This window comes from Leptotrichia sp. oral taxon 847, from assembly GCF_001553645.1.
In the GTDB taxonomy this organism is placed as follows: domain Bacteria; phylum Fusobacteriota; class Fusobacteriia; order Fusobacteriales; family Leptotrichiaceae; genus Leptotrichia.
Genome location: NZ_CP014231.1, coordinates 1,894,606 through 1,907,513 on the forward strand (window position 1 = coordinate 1,894,606; position 12,908 = coordinate 1,907,513).

General features: G+C 31.8%; 4 protein-coding genes. 1 reads left to right on the forward strand and 3 read right to left on the reverse strand.

Annotation, left to right across the window (positions count from 1 at the left end; translation table 11 throughout):
* Window positions 1-68 precede the first annotated feature (68 nt).
* The 3 genes from AXF11_RS08975 to AXF11_RS08985 all read right to left on the reverse strand — a co-directional run bounded on the left by AXF11_RS08975 (window position 69) and on the right by AXF11_RS08985 (window position 11,677).
* Window positions 69-1,061, reverse strand: coding sequence for a DKNYY domain-containing protein (locus AXF11_RS08975; RefSeq protein ID WP_197416821.1), 993 nt, complete (start codon window positions 1,059-1,061; stop codon window positions 69-71).
* 213 nt (window positions 1,062-1,274) lie between these two features.
* Entirely contained in the window at window positions 1,275-9,803 is an 8,529-nt protein-coding gene (locus AXF11_RS08980; protein ID WP_068157348.1) for a two-partner secretion domain-containing protein, read from the reverse strand.
* Between the two features lie 77 nt (window positions 9,804-9,880).
* Complete coding sequence (locus tag AXF11_RS08985) at window positions 9,881-11,677, reverse strand: ShlB/FhaC/HecB family hemolysin secretion/activation protein (RefSeq protein WP_068158134.1); 1,797 nt, start codon at window positions 11,675-11,677, stop codon at window positions 9,881-9,883.
* Window positions 11,678-11,949: 272 nt separating this feature from the next.
* Here AXF11_RS08985 and AXF11_RS08990 point away from each other — a divergent pair, with 272 nt between their 5' ends.
* Complete coding sequence (locus AXF11_RS08990; RefSeq protein WP_068157351.1) at window positions 11,950-12,855, forward strand: CorA family divalent cation transporter; 906 nt, start codon at window positions 11,950-11,952, stop codon at window positions 12,853-12,855.
* The last annotated feature ends 53 nt before the right edge of the window (window positions 12,856-12,908 follow it).

Here is a 12,908-nt window from a genome sequence, read left to right on the forward strand (position 1 = left end):
CTGTTACTTGAGTTTTATGACCATATCCTACAGTTGCACTAGATTACAAATAAATTCTATTTTCAGTTTTAATTTTTTCTTATATCAATAGTTTTATTTTTTTTGTCAAATATATACATAAAATTTTTATCTCTTGCGTTTCCTTCGCTTAAAATTTCAAAAGTTTTAATATCAACATTTTCTAATTTAGTTATTTTATATTCATAAGGAAAAATTTCGCTTTTGATAATTACGTAAATACCATTTTTATCTTTTAAATAATATATATTTATATAATCGTTTTCCATTTTAAAAATTTCAACTGTTTTGGGATTTACATTTAATTCATAATCATAAAAATAAAGACTATTTTTATCTTTTGTATATCCTTCTTTTAAAATTTCGAAGGTTTCAGTGTCAGCACTTTTTAACTTAGTTATTTTATATTTTTCTGATACAGTATCTATTATATAAACTCCGTTTTTATCTTTTAAATAATATTTACTATCAAAGCTTTTTTCAAAAATTTTGACAGTTTTTACGTCTATATTTTTTATTTTACCACCATCAAAATAAAAATAATTTTTATCTTTTGAAAAATCAGAACTTAAAATTTCAAAACTATTCATATCTGCTTCTTCTATGATAAATGAGTTATAATAGATATTGTTTTTATCTTTTGCATATCCATTTTTTAAAACTTCAAAAGTTTTTATATCAATATCTTCTAATTTTGAATAAGGATTCCGTTCCCAAACTTTTATAAAATAAATCCCATTTTTATCACTAAAATAAATCCCGTATTTATCTTCATTTTCATCTTGATTTAAAACTTTAAATGTATTTTTATCAATTCCTTCTACTATCCAATTATATCTATAAATATTATTTTTATCTTTTGAAAATCCATGATTTAAAGGAATAAAGGTTTGAGGATCAGCACCAATAATATAATTTCCATAACGATAAACAGCATATTTGTCTTTCGCATATATTCCATCTATAACTTTAAAACTTTTCACATCTGCATTAGTAGTGAATGGATATTCCAAGTCTCTTGTTACAGAAACGCCGTTATACATAACAATACCATTTTCAATAGTGTATTTTGAAAATATGTTGTTAAAATAAAAAATAGAAATTATTAAATAAATAAGACAATTTCTCATCTTTTCTTGTATGATAAATGGAGCTATCTCATAATTCAAAAATTACAAAGTAAAACAAATATTATATATATTATTATTGTAAAAATAAATTTTACTTATAGTTTCATTTTGAAACAGCCCTAATATTTAAAATACTTCTCCTTTCTTTATTTTATCGTTGTTTATTTTTTTTATTATTTCCTTTGACATTTCATTAAAAAAACTTTTTCCATTTCCATCATAAATATCCATACTATCTTGTTCTCTTATATTAAGCCTATAAATACTTCCTGAAAATCCTGGTTTAGCTAAATAAAGATTATTTAAACTAAACCAACGCCCTACATCAATTAATTCGTTATTATAATTTTTATCATGAAATTCTGGATATATATTTTCAAGAAAAATTTGAACAGTATGCCCTGTTTCATGAAAAAGAAGTCCATCTTCGACTCTATTTGGATTAGAAAATATTATATTGTAATCAGGAGAATAAAATGCTTTTGGTAAATTAACTGGTATTTCCTGATTTATTTTTTTATAATAATTTTCAATTTTCTCAATTTTTGGTATAATTAATTTTCCGTTATTATCAATATTAATAGAATTTCCATTAAATTTAGTTTCAGAAGTATAATTTTTATATAAAAATTTATCTAATGTTTTTTCGAGTGCTGATTCTATATGCTCATAAATTTTTAGATTTCTATCTTTTAATTTTGGAATTCCGCTAACAAATCTTGAATTGCTATCATCGATTATCTGAGTATCTTGATTATAATTGATAATAGCTTGTACAATCCATTCTTTTCTAAAATTTTGGAATTCTTGATTTTTTAATATTTTTTCTTCGTATACTAATGTATAAATTGAAGCAATCGTATCTTCAACTTCTTTCTTTTTTTCTTTATCCGTGTATTTTGGAACTTGTCCACGTTCTCCACCTCTTTCACCCCACACCGTATTTTTTTTAATATATTCTTTTAAATATTTATTAATATTTTCAAAATTTAATTCTTTTTCTCCTTTACTATTTATTGTATAAAATTTATCCTCCTTATTTAAACTATTGTTTAATTTATCAATGTCAATTGATTTTTTTATCTCTTGCCTTTTATCATCCATATCTGAAAAATATAATTTTTGAACTTCTTCATAAAATGTATAAATTGTATTTTCTTCTTGTGTCAATATTAATCCTTGATTTACTTTATTTTGTATATCAATTATTTTTTCATATGTTAAAGGTTCTTTTTCTAAATTAATATTATATTTTTTAGCAAACATCTCAATTATTGAATTAATTTTTTCTTTTCCACCAAATATCGCAAAATCAAAATCTTCAATAAATTTTTCAGGGTTAGTTGCATATTCTATTGTTTGAGATTCAACATTAATATTTGTACTGCTGTGAGTATCTTTCGTTATTTCATTAGCTTTTCCTAAATCCCTGTTTATCTCATCTCCTGAAGCATTCTGTATCTCAACGTTTCCTACAATAGTGTTTCTTGTAATTCCTTTCTTGTCCCTGCTGTCCTGATTGAAGCCTGCACTTGTGATTCTTGGTTTTCCTCCAAGTGAAGCTCCTATTGAGCCTCCAGTTGTTGTCATTGTATCTTCATTGTAGATATTTTTTGCTATATAGTTGTCAATCTTGAATGTTGTGCTGTTATCACTCTGTTTTCCAATTACTGCACCAGTATTTTCAAGTGTTCCAACCTGAAGATTACTTCCCTCTCCAACAATAAATGAACTTTGATTATCTACAAATGCCCTGTTTCCATTAGTTCTGCTTCCGCTTACATTTACGGAACTTGGCATTCCATTTGCACTTATTCCTACGCCTATTCCACTTGAGCTTCCTGTTGTCGTACTTGTGTTCTGTCTGCTTTCTACAATCAGTTTACCGATATTACCTGTTACTTTTCCGCCTTCCTGATTAAATCCAGATAATGTCATTGAACCTGTATTATTATGGACTTCATTTACATTCTTGAAGTTTCCATTTGCATAGACAGTTTCAACTGTATTCTGATTGCTTCTGTTTGTGGAAACATTTCCGCTAATTCCGTTTGGCTTTATTTGTCCGTTTGAGCCTATTCCGGCACTTACTCCTGCTCCAAAGCCTGAACTTTCAGAACTGTATCTATTTCTTAACTCAACTGCTTCCTTTTGAATATTAGCAACATTATTGTAAATGAATGTTCCACCCTGAGCCTGTGTTCCCTGATACGTTATGTTGTTTACATTGTTGTAGGTAATGCTAGAATTTTCATTTAAAGGCTTCATTGTCGTAACAGCCGCACTTTCAATATGTGAAGCTGTACTGGATTTTGACTTGTTAAATCCTGCACGTATATTTCCGCTTACATAAAAGTCGTTATTTACCTTGAAATCTCCTTTTTCAATGTCATTCATTGTGGCTCTTGTGCCATTACGTCTTGTAATATTTTCCGAAAGCCCCTTAATTGTACCAGTTGCGGCATTTATCGCTTCCATAGCTCCGCCTGCCGTATCGCCATTCTTAATCTGACTTACAGCTTGGCCAACCTGTTTTGCCCTGTCCAATGCTGGGCTGTTTATTCCCGCTGATATTGTAAATCCGCTGCTCTTACTTGAAGTATGTACATCCCTTGTGTCAATTCTTGCCCCGTATTTTACATCGCCATTATTGATTTGAATATTTCCATATTCAAAGTTTGTGGCTGTAATTTCTGCTCCTCTGTTTAAGACTGAGCCGTCTCCAACTTGCAGGTTGGATTTTGCATTTACTGTAGTCTTTTCATCGTATGTGTTCTGCGATTTTCCATACCCTGCTGATATTGTGCCGTGACTTATTCCGCCAGTAAATCCTTTATTTTTGTTCTTTTCATAGTAGCTGTTGTGCAGTTCCCTTGAGTCAGTTGTAACTTTTCCACCTACAAAAGTGTTTTCTCCAAGAACAATGTTACTTCCAATTCCTTCAACATTTCCTGTAATTACAGCATTCTTTCCAAGCTGTAAATTACTTGCAACGTTTTCTTCCTGATGAGATTTTACATGGCTGCTGCTTGAGGCAAAAGTGCTTTTATTGCTTTGTCTTGATTCAATATCATAAGTGTTGATTACTGATTCGGCCCTTACATTTCCAACTGCAAGCCCTGTCGTGTCTTCAGCTATGAATGATGAGCCTCTTAGATTAAGGTTCCCAATTCTTCCTTCTGCTGAATTTGCGACTGCTCCACCGCCAAAATGTGTTGTTTCTGCATATTTTGAATAGTTGCTTCCGCTTATTCCAAGCGTGCTCTGCCCTGACAATGATAATGCGCTTGCATTGAAGCTGTTTACGTCAAGTGCCAGATGATCAGTCTTTAGCATTCCGCCTACAGAGTTATAGCTGTCAGCCTTGATAAAAGTTGTACCTTTTGAAGTGATTCCACCAATTGAGGCTATTTCCTCACGCTGAGATTTATCGTACTCCCCATAGTTAAATCCAGTTGTTCTTTTTGTGGTATTGTTAATCACATTCCCCTTTTCAGAAATCAGGGCAACCGCCTCTTCACCGTTAATTCGTCCGCCGATATTTTCAATATTTCCAACAGAACTTATATATGTCTTGTCTCCTGAAATTTCTGAAAGCAGGTTGTTAGTCGTCTCATTTCTTACAGTATTCGCTTCAACATAAGTAACTCCGCCATTACCCCATTTTGTACCATCATTTACAAAGTCCTTGGTCTTGACATAAGTTCCGTTTATTCCACCAACCCTGTTTCTAGTATCATCGCTTATGCTTTCCCTAGTCTTGCTGCTTAGATAAACTTGTGGAGCAAGGACTTCAACTCCATTTACATTTTTTGTTACATACCAGACAATATCCTCGTTCAAGTTATTTATCTGATCTTGAGTCAGTTCCTGCCCTACTGTAAGTCCAAGCCTTGTACCTTCAGTTGCGGCATTGTCCATCATTGACTGGATTAACTCCTGATTAGATTTTCCATTTATGAATGCAGTTCCCAGCTTTTCAGCTAATGCTCTAGTTAATAACTGGTTTTCATAATACGCATCTCCAAGCCGTCTTGTTCTGTCCCATATTTCAGAATAGCCAACTCTTGAAGTGAAGTAGTCGCTTCCGAAATATTGCCCAAGACTTATGTATCTGCTTCTAGTTTCCAGCAAATATTTAGAACTTGGATTCATATTTGTTGTAAACATTGCACTTGAAAGTATTGGATTTACGTCTATTCTTCCGGTATTTTTAATATCCTTAATCCCTGAATTGTTTCCTGCAATCTGAATTGCCCTATCAAATCCATTGTTTACAGGATTATTTAAGTTTGTGCTTCCATTAACCTGTGAATTTCCGCCAAAGCTGCTGTTTAGTTTAGATAGCAAGGTATTTCCTGCAGCCTGAACCTGCCCGTTGGTAGAACTTGTCCCTTTATTCATTCCAACTGAAGTTGAAGAAATCAAGGCTCTGCCAGTCGCTCCGCCATTATTTAATACTTTACCATTTCCAGCTTCAATAGGATTCTTTATGATATTTGGAGCATTTACATTTACTACTGCCCCTTCAATGATGGAAGGCTGTCCGCTTTCATATCCGATGCCGCCATTCTCCAAGTATCTGCTGTAAGTTCCGTTTGCGGAGCTTCTTCTGCTCCCATGTCTATATGTTAAATACAGTTTTTCCTGTCCATTCTTTAACTGGACTGCATTTCCCAATGTTACAGAATTTTCAAAATTAGCTGCATTTATATCAACCAGTCCGCCACCAGAAATTATGCTGTCCCTATTTTTAAAATTACCTGAATTTATTGTAATATTTCCACTTGCTAAAACCTTACCATATTCAGTTGTTGCCCTGCTATCTATTTTTCCTGTCAAAGTATTTCCAGGTACTTCCGGAGTATTTGTTCTAGTAAGCTTTCCTCTCTGTCCCAATTTTGCTCTGGCAAGATCAGCGTACTGAGAAAACAGCAGAGAATTTCCAGAATGTTTTGCAATCATGCTTTCAAGCCAGCTTCTCTGATGCCTTTTTACGCTGCCCCTGTCCCTGCTTCTATGTTGAAAGTCAGGCTCATTGACTATCCATCCATTCAGAACTTCAGCTTCAGATAATCTTCTGCCATCCCAAGTTTCATAATACTTCTCATAATTTCCTAAACCTGTAACTCTACCAATATTCTGAAAATCATTTGAAGTAACAAAAATATCCCCAGTTGACTGAACAGTTCCAACGTTATTAGTGATTTTAGAAGCATTCAGGTCCATATTTCCACCAAGAATCTCACCTTCATCATTCAAAATTTCAGAACCTTTGATTATCAGAGCATTTCCACCATAAATACTTTTATCTTTATTATTCAAGACCTTACTTTTAGCATTCATCTCAAGATAATTGTCGAAAGCAATCAAATCATTGTTTGTGATGTTGTTTCCATTAATTTTACCATCATTTCCAGTAATCATATTATTGTTTACAACATTCCCACGGCCATCAATAATCACAGCACTTGAAGCCAGTTCCTTATTATTTGTAAAATCATTAGAACTTATTTTAATAAGCCCCGCCCCTGTCGTATTTCCATTGTTTGTAATGTTGTTTCCTGAAATTTCAAGCAAACTTTCTCCATGCAGATTTCCAACCAGATTTAGATCCTGGTCAGTTGTAAGAACCGTCTTATTCCCTTTTATTGTTCCAGTATTATCAAATTTTTTCGCATTTTGCATAGAAATTTCTCCAGACAAAATCTCTCCAATATTTGTAATGCTCGAATTATTTAGCAGTATTTTACCATTTGAAGCCATTTTCCCTGAATTTGAAACTGTCGCATTATTTGAATTTATGCTGTTTACTGCCAGCATTTCTTTTGTATTCGTTAAAGTATTTGTCGTTAAATCAATGTCATTTGCTGAAGAAATATTTCCATTATTTTTAGTGTCATTAACTCTTGCCCTAATGTTGTCAGCTGATATTTTACCGCTATTTGTGAATTCCAAACCAGTTATATCAAGATTTTTACCCTCAATATTTCCGCTGTTAGTCATCGAATCCGAAGTCGTAATGTTCCCATTTGTCGCCAGAACTCCTGAATTTTCAAGTCTTTGCGATGTAACATCACTTCCTGCGGCAATTTTTCCAATATTTTTAACATTCTTAACATCCAGTGTTCCATTAGTCAAAATTTTCCCAGAATTATTGACATTTTTCCCTGAGATTTTCCCAACAGCTGTAATATCTTTAGTATTTTCAATATCCGCCGTCTTCAAATCATTTCCAACTTCAACTTTTCCATCGTTTTTCAAATTATCAGTTTTAAGATTTTTAGAATACATGCTTCCTGAATTTTGAGTATCTTTCCCTGAAATATCCTCATTTACAGCAATCTTTCCAGTATTCTTAATATTTTTTGAAACAGTCAAACTTTTTCCTGATTCTAAATCCCCACCATTTTCAAGTTCTCCTGAAACTGTAATTTTTCTGTTTGCCCTAACTTTTCCTGAAGTTTTTAAATCATTTCCTGATATTGATCCTACAGCCTGAATTTCTCCAGTATTTTTAATATTTCTAGCTTTTACATTTTCATTTGAAGAAATTTTACCATCATTATCCAAATCTTCAGATTCCAAGTTTTTAGCAGAAATTTTTCCCGAAGTTTTCAAATCATCTGTAGATACATCTCCAGCAGCTGAAATCTCTCCTATATTCTTAACTTTTCTAGCTTTTACTTTTCCATCTGCCAAAATTTTTCCATCATTTTCTAAATCATGGGATTCAAAATTTTTGGAAATAATTTTTCCTTTTGAAACCACATTCTTACCAGAAAAATCACCATTTGTCGCTATCTCTTTAGTGTTTCTTACATTTCCCGAAACCTTTATATCTTCTACAGCTTCCAAATCCCCATCATTTTCAAGCTTCCCTGAAACTGTAACTTTTCTATTAGATTTTATGCTTCCTGAAGTTTTCAAATCATTTGTGGAAATATTTCCAGCAGATGATATTTTACCAGTATTCGTAACATTTTTAGCCCGAAGATCTTCATTTGTAAAAATTTCTCCATCATTTTTAAGATCATTTACTCTTAAATTTTTAGAAACTATTTTCCCGCTTGAAACAGCATCTTTTCCTGATAAATTTCCGCCAGCATAAATTTTACCGCTATTTTTAATGTTACTTGAAACCGTAATATCTTTAGCACTCTGTAAAGTCCCGTCATTATTCAAATCCCCTGAAATATCAAGAGCTTCATTTGTTCTAATGCTTCCACTTGAAACCATACTGTCGCTTGATATTTTTCCGACGGCTGAAATTTCTCCAGTATTTTTGAAATATTTTGTTTTCAAATCCGCATTTGTAAAGATTTTTCCATCATTCTGCAAATTACTTGTTGTAAAATTATTTGCAACAATTATACCTGATGAAACTGCATTTTTACTTGACAAATCTCCATTAGTTGAAATATTTCCGGAATTTAAAATATCATTTTTTACAGTTATTTTGCCTATAGAAGTCAAGTTACCTGAATTATTTAACTTCCCGTCAATCCCTGTACTTTTAGAAACTTGAATGCTACCACTGTTTTCCAAGTTTTTAACATTCAAATTTCCACCTGTATTAACAGTTGCCAAAACATTTTTAAAATCATCAGCCTTAAAATTCCCGGCAACATTAATATCGCCTGTATTCAAAAGACTTCCTGTATTAAAATTCCCTTCAGAATATATTTTAGAGTTATTTTGAGTATTCCCATTTAAATTAATATCCCCAGCTGCCTGTGTTTCTCCATTTAGCTTAATATTTTTAGCATTGATATTAATCCCTTTATCAGAACTGGCAAGCTCACTTTGGGCATATTCTGTTCCATTAATTTCAATACCGTTCCCTTTAATTTTTGCAACATTAATTTTCCCATCTGCTGTAATTTCAAGTTTTTTATCTCTTGAGTAAACAATTCCCCTTGAGTTTACTCCTGCACCCTTATCAGTACTGATTATGCTTATCTGTCCTGCATACATCGAACCCAGTTTACTTGCATCAATTGCAACAGAATTTATTCCATGCTTTGAAGTAACTGCACCATTTTTATCAACTGTATTTTCTCCAAGAGTTACATCAACCTTATTTCCGACAAGGCTTCCCTGCAATTCAAGAGCTTTTGCAATTACATTGACATAATCCGTAGTCGATGCGTCAAACCCATTTGAGCCTATTACAACTCTTCCCTTTTCAACATCGATTCCTACAAAGTCCCCATTCTGAAGCTTTACTCTTCCTGTAGTCGGAACAAAATTTCTAATATTAATGGTTCCTGCACCATTTAAGTAAATACCATTTTCATTACTCAAAATGACATTTACCTTCTGACGGCTCAAAGCTTCCAGATACCCTTCAATATCCGAACGGTTAGACCCGTTTACCTGAAGGATTATCAAGTTTGCAGCCTGATTGGCAGCCAAATTCGGATTAGCATTAATAATCCCGGCAAGATGGCTACGCCCAATGTTATCAGCATTATTAAGCACTTGCCCTTCATGACCGACATTGTAGTTAAGAAACTCATTAATACTTATTCCACGACCATTCGGAGTAGAAATATTAACGATTGGAGTTCCATTTCGTGACATATCAAGTTTTGTATTGTATCTTGAGTTAGGATCTAGTTCAAGATTTGCTGCAAAGCTATTCATATTCATTGATAACAATAATAAAAATGCGATTGTTTTTTTTTAAAATTTTATTTTCCAAATTTTACCTCCTTTTATATTAATTATTAAAAACTAATTTTCATATTTCCGCTAAAGTATATATCCTGCTTTTTAGGATTTAAATAATCTGAATGTGCCATTGGCTTTGCATATCCAAAATCAAAATCAAGATATTTCGTATTAAGCCTTAATCCTGTTGTAATTCCTGTTACATACCCTCTTGCATATTTTGAATTATCCTTGTTGTATTTTGCCGTTCCATATCCATAACTCAAATATGGTGAAATTATTGCAAATTTTTTTATAGGAATGTTGTATGAAATCTCATTATCAATTTCAACTGCTTTATCCCCTTGTATCGTATCATTCTTGAATCCTCCGACACTTCCGACACCGCCTATTGTCTGTCTTTCGCTTCCGTAAAGCACATCATTTGAATAACTGCTGTAAATATTTGCCCTGTATACAAATTTATTTGTAATAGGCTTATAGTAGCTTACATCAAGAGTATATTTATCGAATTGAGCCTTTGGATTTATATCCAGCTTTCCATTATCCCTTTCTGCCCCAAAAATTTTAAGTCCTCTTTCATATCCTAAATTTACTCCTAGAATACCACTGAATAATGATGTTGTTGTATTTAAGCCAACTGTCCCTATTGACAATTTTCTATTTGATAGAACTGACTTTTCCAAATAGTTCTGATTATGCTTCTGTTTTATCCCCGCTTCAAAACTTACTTTGCTCTTTTGATTTCTGAACAATATTTTTTCCAAATTTGCTTGTGTAGTCCGACTCGATGAGTACATATCATAAACTGTGTTGCCTGAATAGAAACTGCTTTCCTGAATACTTTTACTTGAATTAAGTCTTAAAGTATATGTTCTAAATTTCATCGTATATCCAAAATTAAACATATCAAGCCGTCTTTTATATGGCAATGTATCTCCCTTTGAAGGATCATAACCAACTGGACCAATTGGTAAAATTTCTCCCGGAGCTAAATCTTCTATGTTTTTCTTCCAGCTTCTGTCAGGATCTTTTTTAGGAACTGTCATGTATGTGAAATAGAAGTTGTCCCCAATTCCAAGAGGGCTGTCAATATTAAGGTTTATACCTCTTCTCCAAATTCCGTTCTGCTTATCGTCCCCATAGTTGTTAGTCAAAATTCCAACAGTATATTTATTCTTTAATCTGTTTTTTACTTCAATTCTTGAGTAGTTTTCACGGCTTGAAGGAACAATATCCATCTTCATATTGTTAGCTCCAATAGAGTTAAAATTATCCGTAGCAGTATCCAGATCTCTTATATTCAACACTTTCCCTCTGTTTTTAGGGAACATAAAAAATTCCTTATATTTATCAAGTCCATTGCCAGAATTAATTCTGACGTCTTCAATCTTCCCTGCGATAACTTTTAAATTTAAAGTACCTGTAGTCAAATCATTTTTATCTGAAACTGTCGCAATACTTGTAATATACCCTTTAGAAACTAATTTATTAGTAATTTCAACCAGAATATTTTGAATATCGCTGCTTCCCATTTCCAAATATTCATATTTTTTAAGTATGTTTTTCTTTTCTTTCTTAGAAAGTAGTTTGTCTTTATCTTCAATATCAATTTCATTTATCAAAAACTTTTTAGAATTTTTATCATCAAAGTTGCTATCTTTATCAATTTTTGGAACATCATTAAATCTAGTATTTTCAAATTCTTCTTGACTTTTTTGCTGCTCCATCCTGCTTCTTTCCTGCTCTTGTTGTCTTTGTTGAATATCTAAAATTTTAGTAGCATCATCAACAGGTGCTGAAAAATTAATAGTGGCTAGGGGAAAAATTAGTATTGTTATATATTTTTTTATGTTTTTCACCTCCTGCTAATATAAATTAAATAATTTTAACATAAATCAGAAGGAATGTCAATTAAAAATTTTAGAGGCGACAGAGTAATTGTGTACAGATGTCAAACATTTGTTACAAAAATATATTAAAAAAATTTGAAATTAAAAATCAGATCCTAAAATTTTAAAACTATTTTTTATCATTGAAATTTTTCTAAAAATTGAAATGGCCTCTTTTTTTTGGTATAATTTAAGCATAAATAAAAATTTTAGAAAAAGTGAAGAGGGCAGTTATGATAAAAAGAATAAATACCAAAAGTGGTAAAACAATTTCTTATGTATATAATTTGAAAGATGAAGATTATAGAATTGTGTCTGAAAGATTGGAGATGGATGAGGAAAAGATAAAAAATGTTATTGATGAAGAAATTTTCACGCCTAGAATTTCGAAATCGGATTGGGAAATTTACAAATTATATTATCCGACTGTGAAAAAGTCTACAAGAGATAAAGAGGCTACCTCTTACGAAATTAATCCGATTGTGATTTGTTTGAAAGAAGATAAGATTGTTATTTTGGATGATGACTATTACGAAGATTTTTATGATTTTGTTGAAGAATATACTGAATTGAGAGATGATATTCTTGAAGAAAATCGATTTTTTCTAAATATGCTTCATAAAATTTCGCAAAGTTTGTATAAATATGTGCGAATTTTGATTGGGGAACACGATAAGATTGAAACAGTTTTAAGGGAGCAGCAAAGTAATGAGAAATTGATTTCGTTGTCGGAAGTGGAGCAAGGTTTTTATGTATATAATATTGCGATGAGAAATTTGGATTATGTCGTTGAAAATTTGAAAGAAGATGGGCAATTTCAACAATTTGAAGAATATATGACAAGAATTTTGCAAGAGATAAATTTTACGCTTGATTTGTCGTCTTCGTACTGTGAAATTTGTAAAACAACAAGAGAAACGTATTCGTCATATATTGGCAACAATATGAATATCACGATGAAAGTTTTAGCTGCAGCGACAATATTAATCACAGTTCCAAATATGATTTTTGGATTTTATGGAATGAACGTGAAATTGCCACTTCAAGATACGGGATTTTTTGCACTGGGAATAATTTTTGTGATAATGATGATTTTGATGATAGTTTTGTGGAAATATTTGAAAGATAAAGTTTTGTAAAACTAAGTTTTTTTTATTTTAAAAATTACGATATAATTTTGGAAAAAAATTTT

Bases quoted from the DNA above. Each gene is read 5' to 3' on its own strand.
- AXF11_RS08980 (WP_068157348.1), bottom strand. From the start codon at position 9,803: ATGAATATGAATAGCTTTGCAGCAAATCTTGAACTAGATCCTAACTCA.
- AXF11_RS08975 (WP_197416821.1), bottom strand. From the start codon at position 1,061: ATGTATAACGGCGTTTCTGTAACAAGAGACTTGGAATATCCATTCACT.
- AXF11_RS08990 (WP_068157351.1), top strand. From the start codon at position 11,950: ATGATAAAAAGAATAAATACCAAAAGTGGTAAAACAATTTCTTATGTA.